This is a genomic window from Brachybacterium sp. sponge (assembly GCF_001613775.1).
Classification (GTDB): Bacteria; Actinomycetota; Actinomycetes; order Actinomycetales; family Dermabacteraceae; genus Brachybacterium; species Brachybacterium conglomeratum.
Map to the genome: position 1 here is coordinate 133481 of NZ_LRMP01000003.1, position 16778 is coordinate 150258.

A 16778-nucleotide genomic window follows, 5' to 3' on the forward strand; every position below is an offset into this window, starting at 1 on the left:
GGCGGCCGGTCAGCCGTCCAGGTCGCGCCGCTCCAGGCGGCGCACCGTCTGCCGGCTGGACTCGATGACGTCCTCGGCGGCGACGCCGAGCCGCTCCCTCATGTACAGCGCCCGCTGCGCATCCTCGAGCGCCGCCTCCCACAGCCTCCCCGCCGCCCGCGGTCGCTGGTCGCGCTGCTCGGCGAGGGCGTGCTCGAACCGACACTTCGCCCGGTGCTGGAACACGGAGGCGAGCGCCGAGAGGGACGAGGGGGAGGTGGGATCCTCCAGCCCCGTCTCCTCGGCGGCGAGGTCCAGCTGCTCCTCCGCCGCGACGAAGGCGCCCTGCCACTGCAGCACGTGCGCGTACCGGGTGCGACGGACGGCCCGCATCACGGGGGAGAGCCCCGGCGCCTCGAGCGCCTGCCTGCCCGCGATCGCCGCCTCGTCCAGCCTCCCCAGCATCCGCAGGAACGCCACGGCTCGCGGATCGGTGGGGTGCTCCGCGCACCACTCGGCCAGCGCCGCAGGGTCCAGCACGATCTCGCGCAGCGTCTCGGGATCGATGCTGATGCGCGTGCCGGCGGCCTCGAAGCTGCTCATCGTCCCATCCTCCCCGCCGGCGCGGCCCATGGTCCAGGCTCCGTGGCGCACGCGCCATGAAGCGGGCGAAGCGATCCTGGCGAGGAGCGGACTTCGCCGTGAGCTGAGAGATACCCGCTTCAGATCGTCGCGCGCTCGCGGTAGACTCGATCCACAGCGTTCCTCCCGAGGGGCGCACGTGGGTGTTTGACAACCGAAGAGTGAGTGCGACGACGGCCAGAGCGCCGTCACGATAGTCATGCCTTCCCACGCCAGGGGCCGATCGGTTTCGACGGTAGTTGTCCAGCAAGGGGAAGCGGGCCGAGAATCCAGAGTCATCTCGTTAACGTCCTCTGGAAACCAATAAGTGCCGAACCCAAGCGCACTGACTTCGCTCTCGCTGCCTGATCAGCGTTAGCAGTCTGGAACCCCGGGGGTGCTCCTGACCCGGATCGTTCCATCATCTAAGGAGCCACTGCTGCCGACCCTGGTCACCGGGGAAGGATGAACACCTCAGAGTGACTGAGTCCGTCGACGACGCGTCCGTGGGATCGTCGGGACTGAGAAAACGCCAACACGGACTGCGCCCGGAGAAGCCCTGGCTCCGCACTATCGGACGCGGGTTCGATTCCCGCCGGCTCCACGATCGCACTCACCGACGAAGGCCCCCTCACCTGCGCAGAAGCGCGGGGGAGGGGGCCTTCGTCATGTCCGGGGTCCTCGATCGGCGGCGCCCCGCCGACCGCGGACCCGCAACGGACCTCAGGCGAGGCGCCGAGCGAGGCATCGGCGCAGCGCCGGGGCGGCGGCGCGGCTCTCCCGCACCGCCCCCGCTCGGCTCACCAGCTCAGGCCGTGCCCCAGCTGATAGCGGTTCCCGTCGGCGTCGACGTACACGTACGCCCGGCCGTCCATGTGCCGCTCCTTCGCGAAGCCGGGCACGTCGTTCGGGGAGGCGCAGCGGCCGTCCTCGTCGACCGCGATCGCGTCGGCGTCGGCCGGGAAGGTGATCGGCAGCTTCCCCGTCGGCGCGAACTCGCCGAGCGCCGCGTCGACCAGCACGTCACGGTCGGTGTCGAAGCCGACCAGGAGCGCATCGGCCAGCGGCTCCACCTCGTCCAGCAGCCAGGGGAACTTCGCATCCAGCGCCACGACCATCGTGCCGACGCTCTCGCGGATCTCCTTCACCTTGGCGAGGTCGACATGGGAGTGGTCGTCGATCGCGAGGTCCCCGATGCCGACGAACTCGAAGTAGCTGCCGATGAACGGCGCGAGGATCACGATCGCGACGTCCGCACCGCGGTGGTCGGTGGTGAAGTCGATGCCCGGATGCGACTCGGCGATCCGTCGACGCAGCGCATCGAGGTCCTTGACCAGCAGGTCCTTCGCGAACAGCTCGAGATACACGCGCTTGCCCGCGAGGGACTCGGCGGTCAGGGGGAGCACGGAGTCGTGGTTCTTCGCGAGCACCACCGAGCGGCGGTGCGCGTCCAGAGCCGCGGCCGCCGCCTCCGGGTTCGCCACCACGCGGTCGGCCTCCTCCGGATCGGCGTAGGGGTTCTCGAACAGCCCCAGCGCGAACAGCTCCTCGAGCAGCAGGCTCGCCGCCTCGTCGAGCCGCTCCGAGGTGAACAGGCCCTTCACGTACGCCTCGCGCACGGAGTCCACGTCGTTGGTGTCGGCGAACATGTCGGTGCCGGCCATGACGGCCGCGCCCACGCGCTCCGCGGTGGTCAGCTCCTCGACGCCCCAGGCCATCTTCGAGAGCACACCGGAGTCGGAGTTGATGTAGCCGCGGTGGCCCATCTGCCGCAGGAGGCCGAGGATCTCGCGGTTGAAGGCGAAGCCGACCTGCTCGAACTCGCTGACCCGGCCCTGCGGGGTGGAGGACTTCTCGTCCGAGGGGATCGCGTAGTACGGCATCACCGAAGAGGTGCCAGCATCGATCGCGGCCTGGAAGGGCGGGAGGTGGTAGTCCTCCAGCGATCCGGGGGTGGGGTAGATGTTGAAGCGGCCCTCGGCGTAGTGGGGGTCGGTGCCGTTCTCGCGCGCGCCGCCGCCGGGGAAGTGCTTCGTGGTCAGCGCGACGCCGTCCTTCTCGAGCCCGTCCTCGCCCTGGAAGCCGCGCACCAGCGCGCCGATCGCGCGGGAGACGAACTCGGGGTCCTCGCCGAGGGTGCCCTGACCGCGGAACCATCGCGGGTCGGTGAGCACGTCGGCCATGTACATGTACCCCTTGCGCAGGCCCGAGGCGACCCATTCGCGGCGCGAGTGCGCGGCGAAGGACTCGATCACCTCGAGCGAGCCCGTCGCGGCCAGGCCCAGCGTGCCCGGCCACTGCGCGAACGGCTGGTCCTCGGGGGTGCCGCCCATCTTGAAGCCGCCGGCCTCGTTCTTCGAGTTCGCGGCGACGATCACCGGGATGCCCCAGCGGGTGTCCTCGGCGACCTCGTTCATCGCGTTGATCCAGGTGGCGATCCGGGAGCCGGTGGGCTCCTCGCGCATGATGAAGTGCCGCATGTGCATGCCGCGGATCATCTCGGTGGTGCCCTGGAAGGGGATGCCGGCGCTGGTGTGCGGGTCGACCTTGATCGGCAGGTGCTGCTCGTCCAGTACGCCGTCGTGGCTGGTGAGCTCCTTGTTGTGCTGCGAGATGCCCATCGGGCGGGAGCTGATGACCATCAGCCCGAGCTTCTCGTCCGGGGACATGCGTGCGACGAGGTCCGCGGCGCGCTCGGCGGGGGAGAGGCGCCAGTCCTCGAACGGGGTGAGCTGCCCGTCGCCGTCGAGGTCGCGGAACTCCAGCCCGTCGACCTCGATGATCTTCTTGACCCTGCTGGAGAGGGGCACCTGCTGCGTCATCGACGACCTCCTGTGGTGATCATTCCTTCGTAGCCGAGCGCCACCAGATGGGCGCGGCTGGCTGCCAGGGACTCCCAGATGTCCCGGCCGTAGTTGCGGTCCTGCTCGATGAGCAGGTGATGGGCGCCCGAGGCGAGGGCCTGCTCGATCACGGGACGCCAGTCGAGGGTCCCCTCGCCCACCTCGGCGAACTGGACGATGTCCCCGCCCCAGTAGCGGTCCCAGGTCTCGCGGTCCCCGGCGTCGCGGGCATCGAGCACCTCCGCGCTCGGCAGCGCGATCCGATGCTCCTTGAGCATCATGAGCTGGATGCCGATGCGGGCCACGGGAACCTCCTGGGGTCGGTCATGGCCGCGGGGCCGACGGGGCGTCCCCTGCCCTGCGACGGGGCGCGCGGCCGAGGCGATGGGGCGCCGCGGACGCACCGCAGGGGCCGTGGAGCCTCGATGCTCGCTCCAGCTCACACCGTACTCACCCCCGGCAAGGACCTGCGCGGATTCCCTCCGGTTGCCGTCGCAGGACGGGGCGGGCGCCGCGCGGGCCCAGGGATGCAGGGGCAGGGACGAAGGGGAGCGCCGGTCTGACGCGCGGCCTCCGGGCCCCGGGGCGTGGGCGGCGTCGGAAAACGCCCGTCCGGGCGGGCCCTTGCCCGGTACGGTGGGCGAATGACCGGCACGCCGGATATCGCCCCCGTCCTCCCCCCTGCCGACCTGCCCGTGGATCTGCGTCGCGTGGAACTGCTCTGCGCGTGGCTGCGGCCCGAGGAGGGCGTCGAGCTCGAGCGGATCAGCTGGGCGATCGGGAAGCGGCCCCGCGGCGAGGGCTGGGACAACGTGCTGTGGCCGATCGGCACGCTCGACGGCGCCCCGCTGGTGCTGCGGATCGCCCGCCGCCGCAGCTCGCGAGCGCTGCTGGGCCGGGAGGTGACGGTGCTGCGCCGTCTGCGGGGGCTCGGCACCACGCTCCCGATGGACCTGCCGCGTGTGATCGCGACCGCCGAGGACGCCGTCGTGGTCGAGTGGATCGACGGGGTGACGGCCGCGGAGTCCGACGCCGTGACGCAGGAGAAGGTCGCCGAGGACCTCGCCCGAATGCTGGCGACGATTCACTCCGGCCCCGCCCCCGAGGTGGGACGGAACCCGGTGCGCGGGGTGCCGCTCGCGACCCGCGCCGAGCATTTCGCGGCCGATCTCGACCGGGCAGGGCTCGACGAGGACGCCGCGCGCCGCGTCGCCGAGATCTGGCGGGCGGGCATCGACGCCGACGAATGGCAGGGCCGCGAGCTGCTGCTCCACGGCGACCCGCACCCCGGCAACATCGTCGTCCCACCGCCGACCTCCCCGGGCGCGGTGACCCTCATCGACTGGGGCGACACCACCCGCGGCGACCCGGCGAGCGATCTCGGCGCCCTTCTTCTCCACCCCTCCTCGTCCTGGGCCGGGCTGCTCGACGTCTATCGGGCCTCCGCGGCCTGGACCGGGATCGAGGACGACGCGATCTGGGAGGCGCTGCAGGCGCGCGCCCGGGCCTGGTCCGTGCGCATGGCGCTCGCGCTCGTGCTCGTCTATCCCGAGGGGCACTCGCTCGGACGCATCGGCCGGCGGCTGCTGGCGGGCTGACCAGGGCGGCGCGCACCGGCTGGACCGATCGGGGCATCCGGGCGCTGGCCGACGCCGTTCAGGGACTGTCCTCTCCCGTCCCGGCCAGCACATGGGCTGAAGGAGTGAGGCCGAGCCTCTCCCGGGCGATCTCCGGCCCGCGGCAGGCGAAGGCCTCGGGCTCGTCCCAGCTGCCGCCGAGTGGGCCAGTGATCCAGGGCCCGTCCTCCCATTCCACGACGTCCTCGAGACGCAGCAGGCGATGGGCGGCGAGGTCGAAGGCCTGCAGGCCGTGCTCGTGCGCGAGCTGGGTCAGCCGCCCGATCACCTTCCGGTCCGGCCCGAACAGGACCGGGGCGAAGGTCTGCCCGTGCGCGGCCTCCGCGGTGTCCTCGTCCCGCCACGGGGACCGGGGGTCCGCGAGGTCTGCCGGGAACTCGTCGAGGACGACCGCGGTGAAGCGCGCGATCCGAGGGGTGGGCGGCAGGGGAGGCGTGGGTGAGCCGACGAACTGCCCAGCGGTGTGCAGGTGCATGTGCAGGTCCGCGCACGCCGACTCGTCGTCGACGGGGGCGGGCCCGATCCAGAAGCCGATCCGATATCTCATGCCCCGGATCCTGCCCGGACGGTGACGACGCGCTCCGGGTGGTGCACAACTCCCAGGTCAGTGCTCCGAGCGACGGCTCCTCCTCAGCCGGGCGGCGTGGCCGGAGGCACGCAGGGACCCGACCAGGGTCACGTTTATGTCACGAAAGTCCTGCATGTCCGAATTGCCTGGCTTCTCCCGGTACTGCCGAGTAATGTCCGGTTCAACCGATTGGGGCGAAATGGGAAGTATGCCGGTTTCGACGTGGAGGGGTGGGCCCCTGCGCGGATCGGGGGAGGGAGCCGGGAGTCCGGCACGTTCGAAGGAGCATCATTGAGCCGCACCGCATCCGTCACCACGCGACGTGCGCTGATGAAGGGGGTGGCCTGGGCCGCGCCCGTCGCAGCGGTCGCCATCACCGCGCCCGCGCTCGCCGCCTCGCCGCTGCCGATCGAGGCCGTCCTCGACGCTGGAAAGAGCTGCAAACTGCCCAGAACCAAGCAGTACCGCTTGTCCTTCACCTTCGTGAACACGGGAGCGAAGGTGACCGTCAAGCTCAGGTCGATAACGGTGAGCCCCAACTCGAACACTCACGTGTCGTTCCCACTGGACTCGTCGAACGACACGTTCGAGATCGCCGCCGGCGGTACGCACAGCGTCGACTACGTCTCCCACGTGAGCGGGAATGCCGCCGACGGTCAGGCGAGCGCGACCTTCACCCTCGAGGACGGGAGCGGTGAACGAGAGGTCACTCAGAACTTCGGGTTCCAGAGCTTCTCGAACTGCAAGGACTGACGGCGCCGAGCGGCGCGAGCTCGTCCCCTGGGGCCATCGGGGCATCCGCCCTTTCGGCGCATGACCCGGTGCCGCTCCTCGACCCGCTGTGGGCCCCGTCGCCGCGGCCCGGAATCTGCACGACGGCGGCGGGGCCGCCCACGTAGAGTGGCCCCGCCATGACCACGCCCTCCTCGAGCCCCGATCCGTCCGCGCCGCTCCCTGCTGAGCAGGCCCCTGCGCCCGGACCGCGGATCACCTATCCGGGAGACCTGCCCGTCTCGCAGCGCCGCGAGGACATCCAGAAGGCGATCTCCGAGAACCAGGTCGTGGTCATCGCCGGCGCCACCGGCTCCGGCAAGACCACTCAGATCCCGAAGATGCTCCTGGAGCTCGGCTACGGGCAGGACGGCCGGCTCATCGGCCACACCCAGCCTCGCCGCATCGCCGCCCGCTCCGTCGCGCAGCGCATCGCGAGCGAGCTGGGGGAGAAGCTCGGCGAGGGGACCGTCGGCTACCAGGTCCGCTTCACCAGGGAGACCTCCCGCGGCACCCGGCTGAAGCTCATGACCGACGGCATCCTGCTGGCCGAGATCGGCCGGGACCGCCTCCTGAAGCGCTACGACGCGATCATCATCGACGAGGCCCACGAGCGCTCTCTGAACATCGACGTGATCCTCGGCTACCTCCGCCAGATCCTCCCGCAGCGCCCCGACCTGAAGGTCATCATCACCTCCGCCACGATCGACCCCGAGCGCTTCGCCGAGCACTTCGCCGCGACCCTGCCCTCGGGGGAGAAGGAGCCCGCCCCGATCATCGAGGTCTCCGGGCGCACCTATCCCGTGGAGATCCGCTACCGCCCCCTCGTGCTCGAGGCCGACGTCGACGAGGACGACGAGCTCGAGGACATCCACTCCATCGAGCGGGACCTCACCGAGGCCATCACCGACGCGGTCGACGAGCTCGCCGCCGAGGGCCCCGGCGACATGCTCGTCTTCCTCCCGGGCGAGCGCGAGATCCGCGAGATCTCCGACTCCCTCGAGAAGCACCTCGCCCGCGGCACCCGCGGCCGCTCCGCCCTGCCCGTCGAGGTGCTGCCGCTGTTCGGACGGCTCTCCGCCCAGGACCAGCAGAAGATCTTCTCCCCGCCGAAGGCCGGCACCTACCGCCGCATCATCCTGTCGACCAACGTCGCCGAGACCTCCCTGACCGTCCCCGGCATCACCTACGTCATCGACTCCGGGCTCGCGCGCATCTCCCGCTACTCCCAGCGCACCAAGGTGCAGCGCCTCCCGATCGAGCCGATCTCCCAGGCCAGCGCGAACCAGCGCTCCGGCCGCTCGGGCCGCACCGCCCCCGGCATCGCGATCCGCCTCTTCTCCGAGGAGGACTTCGAAGGCCGGCCCGAGTTCACCGAGCCGGAGATCCTGCGCACCTCCCTCGCCTCCGTCGTGCTTCTCATGACGAGTCTGGGCCTCGGCGACGTGGAGTCCTTCCCCTTCGTCGAGCCGCCCGCCTCCCGCGCGATCACCGACGGCGTGCGCCTGCTCGAGGAGCTCGGCGCGATCGAGCCCGACGAGCGCGCACCGGGCGGTCGCCGGCTGACCCGCGTCGGCCGCACCCTGGCCCGCTTCCCGCTGGACCCGCGCATGGCGCGGATGCTGATCGAGGCCGGGCGACTCGGCGCGCTGCGCGAGGTGCTGATCATCGTCGCGGCCCTGTCGATCCAGGATCCGCGCGAGAGGCCGCTCGGCCAGGAGCAGCAGGCCAGGGAGAAGCACAAGCGCTTCGAGGACGAGACCAGCGACTTCCTCTCCTTCCTGAACCTGTGGAACCACCTGCAGGAGCGGCGCGACGCGCTCTCCTCCAGCGCCTTCCGCCGCGAGGTGCGCTCCGAGCACCTCCACTACCTCCGCATCCGCGAGTGGTGGGACCTGCACGCCCAGCTGCGGGACATGGCCAAGGACGCAGGGCTCTCCCGCAACGACAACGACGCGAGCCCGCAGGCGATCCACCAGGCGCTGCTGGCGGGGCTGCTCAGCCACGTCGGCCTGCTGGACGACCGCACCCGCGAGTACTCCGGCGCCCGCGGCGCCCGCTTCGCGCTGTGGCCCGGCTCGACGCTGGCGAAGAAGCGACCTGACTACGTCATGGTCGCCGAGCTCGTGGAGACCAGCCGACTGTGGGGCCGCACCGCCGCCCGCATCGACCCCGCCTGGGCGGAGGAGACCGGCGCGCACGTCGTCAAGCGCTCCCACTCCGCCCCGCACTGGTCCTCCAAGCGCGCCTCCGCCATGGCGCACGAGAAGGTCACGCTCTACGGGGTGCCGCTGATCGCCGACCGCGTCGTCGGCTACGGCCGCATCGACCCCGAGGCCGCGCGCGACATCTTCCTGCAGAACGCGCTGATCGAGGGGGACTGGCGCACCCGCCACCATTTCTTCCGCGACAACCGCGCCCTGATCGCCCGGCTCGAGGAGCTCGAGGCGAAGACCCGCCGCCGCGACCTGCTGATCTCCGACGAGCAGCTCTTCTCCTTCTACGACGCGAGGATCCCGAAGGACGTCGTCTCCGGCCGACACTTCGACACCTGGTGGAAGAAGGCCCGCCACGAGACCCCGGACCTGCTCACCCTCACCGAGCAGGACCTGCTGGCCGCCGACGAGGAGGTCACCGAGGCGATCCGCTCCGACTTCCCCGACACCTGGGTGCAGGGCGACATCACCCTGCCGCTGAGCTACTCCTTCGGCGAGGTCGGGGCGAAGGGCGCCGACGGCGTGACCGCCACGATCCCCCTCGCGGTGCTGAACCGCCTGGCACCGCGCGGCTTCGACTGGCTCGTGCCCGGCATGCGCGAGGAGCTGGTCACCGAGCTGATCCGCTCCCTCCCCAAGCCCGTCCGCCGCCACCTGGTCCCCGCCCCCGAACGGGCCAAGGCCGTCGCCGGGACCCTGCACGACGACGACCCCGACGGCGGCGAGGCGTTCGTCGAGGCGGTCGCCGACGAGCTCGTGGCCCTGCCCGGCGTGCCCGAGGACCTGCCGCTGTACGGCCCCGAGTTCGACCTGTCGAAGCTGCCCGCACACCTGCGGATGCACTTCCGGGTCGTGGACGGCAAGGGCCGTCAGGTCGGCACCGGCGATGACCTCGAGGCGCTGAAGCAGCGGCTCAAGACGCGCGTGGACACCACGGTCTCCAGCCAGTCCACCGAGATCGCGCGCACCGACCTGCCCACCTTCCCCGCAGGCGGCGTGCCGGCCGTCCACGAGTCCACCGTCGGCGGCCTGAAGGTCACCGGCTACCCCTCCCTCGTCGCCCGGCGCGGCAAGGACGGACGGCTCGAGCGGGTCGACCTCGCCGTCCTCGCCACGGCCGACGAGCAGGCCCTCGCCCACCGCGAGGGCGTCATCGCGCTCATCGACCGGGAGATCGGCGCCGACCTCTCCCGCGTGCTGAACGCCCTGCCCAACCCCACCAAGCTCGCCGTCTCGGGCTCCGACTACGCCTCCACCGCCGCGCTCCTGGCCGACGCCTCCCGCGCCGCGACCGTGCACCTGGCGGGGCAGGCCCAGGTGCGCACCCGCGCGGAGTACGAGCAGCTGCTGGAGACCGTGCGGCAGCGGCACGACGAGCTCGCCGCCGACGCCGTGAAGGACGCCGCCGCCGCGCTCGCCGTCAACGCGAAGCTGCAGCGCGAGCTGGGCCGGGCCACCTCCCTCGCGGTCCTCTCCCATCTCACGCAGATCCGCGAGCACGCCGCCTCCCTGCTCGGCGACGGGTTCATCTCCCGCACCGGGATCGCGCACCTCGGGGACCTCTCTCGCTACCTGCAGGCCGATCTGCACCGCCTGGAGAAGCTGCCGGAGAACCCGCGCAGGGACGAGCAGCTCGCCTGGCAGATCGGGGACCTCGAGCAGTACTGGGCCGCACAGAAGCAGAAGCTCTCCGCCCGTCGCCGCGCCGAGCCCGACGTGCAGGAGATCGACTGGCTGCTCGAGGAGTTGCGGGTGAGCCTGTTCGCGCAGACCCTCGGCACGGCGCAGACCGTCTCGGACAAGCGGATCCGCAGGGCGATCGCCGAGCTCTCCGCCTGAGCGGCACCGAGGTGACGGGCACCTCCGCGCCGTGACCTGCGCGTGACCCATGCCCCTCCCAGCCGGTCCCCAGGACGTCCTACGAAAGCTTTACCGAAGTCGTCCGACAGGCCGACGAGCCGGCTCCTCGCGCCGCGCCGAGGCCCCGCGACAGGCGTCCAGGAGAGGGCACGACCGGGGGCGACGCCGCGCCGAGCTCCGTGCCACGGACTTCCATGGCGAGGTCATGCGAAGATCAAACCGCAGGTCGCAGCGCTGTCCGGGAGCTTCTGGTGCCCTTCACAGGATCCGGGATGCCTCGTTACGTTGTCAGCGCCCCGCCCCGAGAGCTCGACGAGCCCGGAGCCCTCCGCACCGAAGGAACCCCGATGCCCGTCTCCCCGTCCGCCGCGCTCTCCCGTCGTCACCTCTTCCTCGCCGGTGCCGTGGGCCTCACCTCCCTGGCTGCGCTCGGCACCGTCGCGCCCGCCCGCGCCGAGGAGGCCTGGACCGAGGAGTTCATGACCCGTCCCGAGACCCGCGAGGGCTTCCTCCTGGATGCGATGGACGAGTGGCAGATCGAGAACGCGAAGTTCATCATCGCGGTGATCAAGGGGCACGGCCTCGACGAGCAGGCCGCGACGATCACCCTCGCGACCGCGATCGTGGAGTCCTGGCTGCGCAACTACGAGCCCGCCGTCGACCTCGACTCCGGCGGCCTGTTCCAGCAGCGCCCCTCGATGGGCTGGGGCACCTACGACGAGGTGCGTCACAAGAAGCGCGCGATCGACGCCTTCCTGGGCCTGGGCGACCACTCCGAGGCCCCCGGCCTGCTGGACCTCGCCCCCGACTACCACGAGTGGGCGCCGGGCGAGGCCGCGCAGGCCGTGCAGATCTCCGCCCACCCCGAGCGCTACGCCGAGCAGATCCCCGCCGCGCAGACCCTCTGGGCCCGCTACGCCGGGGACGTCGCCGCGTACACCGACTGAGGCCCGTTCCGACCGGCGGTCCTGCACCGGGAGCCGCCGGGACGTGAGGGTCAGAGCCCGAGGGCGGAGTCCTCGCACGGCTCGGCGTCCACGCGGATGTCCGTGATCCGCAGCTCGCCCTGGGCGTTCAGCCGCACCCGCGCACCGTGCTCGCCGTCGGCCTCCAGCCTGGTGACGGCGCCGCTGCGTCGTTCGCGGCCCAGCGACGAGAAGCCGTGCTCCTCGAGGACGGGGTCGAGCGCCTCCCGCCAGGGAGCCCAGTCCATGCCCTGTCCGGGCATGGGGTAGAGGTTGCCGTCGGCCTGCCAGATCCCCGCCTGGTAGCGGCAGTCCTCGGCGCCGGGCTCGAGGATCTCCTGCCCGCGCCGCTCCCAGCTCATCGCACGCACCGAGGTCGTGGCGGCGAGGAGGTCCTCGGCCACCGCCTCGTAGGTCGCGACCGCCTCCGACGGGGGAAGGGGAGCGCCGCTGCCGCAGCCGGCCAGCAGGACGGTCGCGAGAGCGAGGGTCGCCGATCGTCGGGGAGCCGCGAGGACGCCGAGCCGTGAGCTGCGCATGACGCGTTCACGCATCGGCATCTGCCATCGTCTGTGTCCCCCTCGATCGCCGGCGTGAGCCCCAGAATTCCATGCCGCACCTTCCCGTGGTCGATGTGACGTGGGCAGCTCGATGCAGGGCGGGCAGGATCCGGCTCTCGGCGCGCTCCGCCGCACCCTCCGGGCAGCCGTCCTGACCTGCAGGTCGCGCGGTCGATCCGAGCAGGTCGAGCGCGTTAGGCTGTGCTCCATGTCACCGATGCCATCCGTCAGCTATTCCATCACCGTCCGTCTGGAGTTCGCGGCACGCTCCGCAGCGGTCAGCGACATCACCGGCCGCATCGAGCAGCACGGGGCGACGGTCACCGCGCTCGACGTCTCCGCCTCCGGGCCCGAGCGCATGCGGGCGGACATCACGGTGCTCACCAGCGGCCACGATCACGCGATGGAGGTCGTCGAGTCGCTCAAGGAGCTCGAGGGCGTCGAGCTCGGCAAGGTCTCGGACCGCACCTTCCTCGCCCACCTGGGCGGCAAGCTGACGGTCGAGTCGAAGCTCCCGATCCGCCACCGCGACGACCTCTCGATGATCTACACCCCGGGCGTGGCCCGCGTGGTCAAGGCGATCGCCGAGAACCCCGAGGACGCGCGCCGCCTGACCATCAAGCGCAACACCGTCGCCGTCGTCTCCGACGGCTCCGCGATCCTGGGCCTGGGCGACCTCGGGCCGCTCGCCGCGATGCCGGTGATGGAGGGCAAGGCCGCCCTGTTCAAGCGCTTCGCCAATATCGACGCGTTCCCGATCTGCCTGGACGCCCACTCGGTCGACGACATCGTCGCCCACGTCAAGGCGATCGCGCCCGTCTTCGCCGGCATCAACCTCGAGGACATCTCCGCCCCGCGCTGCTTCGAGATCGAGGACCGTCTGCGCGCCGAGCTCGACATCCCCGTCTTCCACGACGACCAGCACGGCACCGCGATCGTGGTCGTCGCCGCGCTGCGCAACGCCCTGCGCGTGGTGGAGAAGGACATCTCCACCGCCCGCATCGTGCTCTCCGGCGCCGGCGCCGCGGGCACCGCGATCCTGCGCCTGCTGCGCGCGGCCGGTGCGCGCGACATCATCGTCACCGACATCGACGGCATCATCCACGAGAACCGCGAGAAGCTCGAGGGGCGTCTGCCCTGGATCGCCGAGGTCACGAATCCGCGCCAGCTCACCGGCACCCTGCAGGACGCGGTCGCGGGCGCCGACGTGTTCATCGGCGTCAGCGCAGGGAACATCCTCTCCGCCGAGGACGTCGCGACGATGGCGGACCGCGCCGTCGTCTTCGCGATGGCGAACCCGACCCCGGAGATCGACCCGGCCGAGGCGGTCAAGCACGCCGAGGTCGTCGCCACCGGGCGCAGCGACTTCGCCAACCAGATCAACAACGTCCTCGCCTTCCCCGGCGTGTTCCGCGGGCTGCTCGACGCCCACGCCACCCGGGTCAGCGACCGGATGCTGCTGGCCGCGGCGAACGCCCTGGCCGACGTGGTCAGCGCCGAGGAGCTCAACCCCACCTACATCGTCCCCAGCGTCTTCCACGACGGGGTGACCAAGGCGGTCGCGAGCGCGGTCGAGCAGGTCGCCCGCGAGGAGGCCGGCACCATCGACACGATCACCGGGACGATGACGGCGGTCTACGCCGACGAGATCACGCTGAACGGCTGACCCCGCCGCGCCGCCGGGGTCGTCGCGGCCCCGGCGACGTCGGATCCGTGCGCTCAGGGGCCGGGCGCGATCCGTCGGCCGAGTGCTCGGTGCTGCGGACGCTCGGATTCATGGCCGCGCAGAGCTGCGGCAGCTCAGCGCTGCGCCAGCTCGACGCCGCGGCTGCTCAGCGCTGCGGCTGCTCAGCGCTGCGGCTGCTCGAGCGGCGGGGCCGACGGCTCCACCTCGCGCTCGGCGGCGGCCCGGCGCAGCATTCGCTCCCCGGCCCACAGCCCGAGGCCGAGCGCGATGCCGACCACGTCGAAGAGGACGTCGACCGGGTCGCCGGAGCGGCCCGGGATCGCGGTGTGCTGCACCAGCTCGACCACCAGGGCGTGGATCAGCGCGGCCACCACGACCCAGCCGATCGGGAAGCGCCGCGCGGGGGCGAGGACCCGTCCGGCGGTGAACACGGTGGCCGCGAAGAGGAGCAGGTGCACGGCCTTGTCCAGCCCCGGCAGGCCGATCCCGCCCGGGGACAGCGGCAGGAAGAAACCGATGTTGAGCAAGAGCGCGAGGCCGAGCAGGCCGGTCCGCCACGGCACGGAGCCGCCGACACGCACGATCTCGACGGGGATCCTCCGGAAGAACTCGGCCACGCCATCCATGGACGCAGTCTCCCAGGCCCATGTCCTGTCCTCGCGGAGGCGGGGCCGCTAGGCTTCGACGAGCACGCCCGCGACCGAGGCAGAAAGCGAGGGAGGCTGTCATGACCTCCATGTCCTCCACGTCCGATCCGTCCCGCATGGACCCCTACTCCGATGACCCGGGGGCCGCGCCCACCGCCGTCCTGGACCGTCAGGTGCAGGAGCAGGAGCAGACCACCGACGACGGCGACCACGACCGGTTCGCGCACTACGTGCGCAAGGACAAGATCACCCAGGCCGCGCTCGGCGGCACGCCCGTGATCGCGCTGTGCGGCAAGGTGTGGGTGCCCGGCCGCGACCCCGAGAAGTACCCGGTGTGCCCGGAGTGCAAGGAGATCTACGAGGGGATCCGCGAGCCGAACGACGGCGGCGACGGCACAGGAGGCAAGGGAGGCTCCGGCCGCGGCGGAGGTGGCTTCCGCGGCTTCTTCGGCGGTCGCCGCTGAGCCCCTGCCCTGCAGGAACCCGCCGCGAGGGCGGTGCCGCCGAGAGGCGGCGCCGCCCTCGCGTCGCCCCCGCGGACTTCCTCACATCGGGCAGGTGGGCGGGTCGTCGGTCCCCGGCGGTACGGTGGTTCACGCCGTGAACACCACTCCCTCCCTCTTCTCCCAGAGCGACCCCCGCCAGCCCTCCGAGGCGGCGGCGAGGACGCTCCCCGTCGCCTACCCCGAGCGCGCCGCCTGGGGCACCGTCCCCAAGCTGCGCGCCTGGCAGGCCGAGGCCCTCGAGATGTACCGCACCCGGGCGCCGAAGGACTTCCTGGCCGTCGCGACCCCGGGCGCGGGCAAGACGACCTTCGCGCTGCAGATCGCGGCGGGTCTGCTCTCCGAGGGGACTGTCCGACGGGTCACAGTCGTCGCCCCGACGGAGCACCTGAAGACCCAGTGGGCCGACGCCGCCGCGCGCGTGGGCATCTCCCTGGACCCGAACTTCTCCAACTCCCAGGGCGCGCACGGCAGCCACTACCAGGGCGTCGCGGTGACCTACGCCCAGATCGGCATGCACCCGGCGCTGCACCGCGCCCGCACCGAGGCGGACCGCACCCTGGTGATCCTCGACGAGATCCACCACGCCGGCGACTCCCGGACCTGGGGCGACGGGGTGCGCGAGGCCTTCGACCCCGCCACACGGCGCCTGGCCCTGACCGGCACGCCGTTCCGCTCGGACGACTCCGAGATCCCCTTCGTCACCTACGAGGAGGACGCGGAGGGCTTCGCCCGCTCGAAGGCGGACTACACCTACGGCTACGGCGAGGCGCTGCGCGACCACGTCGTGCGCCCCGTGCTGTTCATGACCTACTCCGGGCGCATGCACTGGCGCACCAAGACGGGCGACGAGGTCTCCGCCCAGCTCGGCGCGCTGGAGACCAAGGACATCACCCAGCAGGCCTGGCGCACCGCCCTGGACCCCAAGGGGGAGTGGATCCAGTCCGTGCTCTCGGCCGCGGACCGGCGCCTGACCGAGGTGCGCCGCCATGTGCCCGACGCGGGCGGGCTCGTCATCGCCACCGACCAGAAGGCCGCCCGCGCCTACGCCGCTACCCTCCACGACCTCACCGGGCAGGCACCCACCGTGGTGCTCTCGGACGACGAGGGCGCCGGCAAGCGCATCGAGGACTTCTCCGCCTCCGACGACCGCTGGATGGTCGCGGTGCGCATGGTGTCCGAGGGCGTGGACGTGCCGCGCCTGTCCGTCGGCGTCTACGCCACCTCGACCTCCACCCCGATGTTCTTCGCCCAGGCCGTGGGCCGCTTCGTGCGCTCGCGGACCCGCGGCGAGACCGCGAGCGTCTTCCTGCCCACCGTCCCGATCCTGATGGCGCACGCCGCCGCGATGGAGGAGGAGCGCGACCACGTCCTGGACCGTCGGCCGAAGACGGGCGACGAGGAGACCGGGCTCGACGAGTCGCTGATCGAGCAGGCCAACCGGCCCGAGCAGGCCAGCGACCAGCTCGAGATGAGCTTCGAGGCGCTCGAGTCGGAGGCCTCCTTCGACCGGGTCCTGTTCGACGGCGGCGAGTACGGCGCCGGCGGCATGATCGGCTCGGAGGACGAGCAGGAGTTCCTCGGCATCCCCGGGCTGCTGGACGCCGACCAGATGCGCGTCGTACTCCAGCAGCAGCAGGCCCAGCAGCAGGCCCGACGCCAGAAGAGCGGCGCGGACCAGCAGCCGACGACCCCCGGCGTGGTCGACCACCGCCGCCTCATGGACCTGCGCAAGGAGCTCAGCTCCCTGGTCTCGGCGTGGGCGAAGAAGTCCGGCACCCCGCACGGCTCGGTCCACAACACGCTGCGCTCGCGCAGCGGCGGGCCCGCCGTCGCGCAGGCCAGCGCCGAGCAGATCGAGGAGCGGATCTCGATCGTGCGCGGCTGGTTCGTCGGCCGCCGCTGACCCCTGCTGACTCCC

13 protein-coding genes and 1 other RNA gene are annotated in these 16778 nt (G+C 71.7%); 8 read left to right on the plus strand and 6 right to left on the minus strand.

Annotated features, from left to right (window positions below; all coding sequences use genetic code 11):
• Window positions 1-9: 9 nt before the first annotated feature.
• Window positions 10-582, minus strand: coding sequence for a hypothetical protein (locus tag A4A78_RS13410; RefSeq protein WP_062950125.1), 573 nt, complete (start codon window positions 580-582; stop codon window positions 10-12).
• A 254-nt stretch (window positions 583-836) separates the two neighbouring features.
• Between A4A78_RS13410 and ssrA the strand changes: the two genes are divergently transcribed.
• Window positions 837-1207, plus strand: a transfer-messenger RNA (tmRNA) gene (gene ssrA / locus A4A78_RS13415).
• A 193-nt stretch (window positions 1208-1400) separates the two neighbouring features.
• On the opposite strand, the gene A4A78_RS13420 is transcribed toward ssrA, so the two are convergent.
• Together A4A78_RS13420 and A4A78_RS13425 are read right to left on the minus strand one after the other, a co-directional pair.
• Window positions 1401-3422, minus strand: a complete 2022-nt coding sequence (locus A4A78_RS13420; protein WP_062950127.1) for a glycoside hydrolase family 3 protein — start codon at window positions 3420-3422, stop codon at window positions 1401-1403.
• The gene (locus A4A78_RS13425) at window positions 3419-3748 is read right to left on the minus strand and encodes a hypothetical protein (RefSeq protein WP_062950129.1); all 330 of its coding nucleotides are present in this window, start codon (window positions 3746-3748) and stop codon (window positions 3419-3421) included. The genes A4A78_RS13420 and A4A78_RS13425 overlap by 4 nt, the downstream gene beginning before the upstream one ends.
• Before the next feature lie 339 nt (window positions 3749-4087).
• Here A4A78_RS13425 and A4A78_RS13430 point away from each other — a divergent pair, with 339 nt between their 5' ends.
• Window positions 4088-5041, plus strand: coding sequence for a phosphotransferase (locus tag A4A78_RS13430; protein WP_062950131.1), 954 nt, complete (start codon window positions 4088-4090; stop codon window positions 5039-5041).
• A 58-nt stretch (window positions 5042-5099) separates the two neighbouring features.
• Here A4A78_RS13430 and A4A78_RS13435 read toward each other — a convergent pair whose 3' ends face one another.
• Window positions 5100-5627 (minus strand): hypothetical protein, encoded by a 528-nt coding sequence (locus tag A4A78_RS13435; protein ID WP_062950138.1) that lies wholly within the window; start codon window positions 5625-5627, stop codon window positions 5100-5102.
• A gap of 312 nt (window positions 5628-5939) precedes the next feature.
• Here A4A78_RS13435 and A4A78_RS13440 point away from each other — a divergent pair, with 312 nt between their 5' ends.
• From A4A78_RS13440 to A4A78_RS13450, 3 genes are all read left to right on the plus strand, one after another.
• Entirely contained in the window at window positions 5940-6401 is a 462-nt protein-coding gene (locus tag A4A78_RS13440) for a hypothetical protein (protein ID WP_156488630.1), read from the plus strand.
• Between the two features lie 158 nt (window positions 6402-6559).
• Window positions 6560-10474: an ATP-dependent RNA helicase HrpA gene (gene hrpA / locus A4A78_RS13445; protein ID WP_062950143.1), complete on the plus strand. Its 3915-nt coding sequence runs from the start codon at window positions 6560-6562 to the stop codon at window positions 10472-10474.
• A gap of 293 nt (window positions 10475-10767) precedes the next feature.
• Window positions 10768-11442 (plus strand): hypothetical protein, encoded by a 675-nt coding sequence (locus A4A78_RS13450; protein WP_231881051.1) that lies wholly within the window; start codon window positions 10768-10770, stop codon window positions 11440-11442.
• 50 nt (window positions 11443-11492) lie between these two features.
• On the opposite strand, the gene A4A78_RS13455 is transcribed toward A4A78_RS13450, so the two are convergent.
• A complete protein-coding gene (locus tag A4A78_RS13455) occupies window positions 11493-12020 on the minus strand; it encodes a hypothetical protein (RefSeq protein WP_062950147.1) in 528 nt (175 codons plus the stop codon).
• A gap of 208 nt (window positions 12021-12228) precedes the next feature.
• On the opposite strand from A4A78_RS13455, the gene A4A78_RS13460 reads away from it, so the two are divergent.
• Window positions 12229-13686 carry an NAD-dependent malic enzyme gene (locus tag A4A78_RS13460; RefSeq protein WP_062950153.1) on the plus strand — a complete coding sequence of 486 codons (1458 nt, stop codon included), beginning with the start codon at window positions 12229-12231 and terminating at the stop codon, window positions 13684-13686.
• Between the two features lie 182 nt (window positions 13687-13868).
• On the opposite strand, the gene A4A78_RS13465 is transcribed toward A4A78_RS13460, so the two are convergent.
• Window positions 13869-14333, minus strand: coding sequence for a VanZ family protein (locus A4A78_RS13465; RefSeq protein ID WP_062950155.1), 465 nt, complete (start codon window positions 14331-14333; stop codon window positions 13869-13871).
• A 110-nt stretch (window positions 14334-14443) separates the two neighbouring features.
• Here A4A78_RS13465 and A4A78_RS13470 point away from each other — a divergent pair, with 110 nt between their 5' ends.
• Both A4A78_RS13470 and A4A78_RS13475 read left to right on the plus strand, forming a co-directional pair.
• The gene (locus A4A78_RS13470; RefSeq protein WP_040366846.1) at window positions 14444-14818 is read left to right on the plus strand and encodes a DUF3039 domain-containing protein; all 375 of its coding nucleotides are present in this window, start codon (window positions 14444-14446) and stop codon (window positions 14816-14818) included.
• 136 nt (window positions 14819-14954) lie between these two features.
• The gene (locus A4A78_RS13475; protein ID WP_231881052.1) at window positions 14955-16763 is read left to right on the plus strand and encodes a DEAD/DEAH box helicase; all 1809 of its coding nucleotides are present in this window, start codon (window positions 14955-14957) and stop codon (window positions 16761-16763) included.
• Window positions 16764-16778: the final 15 nt, after the last annotated feature.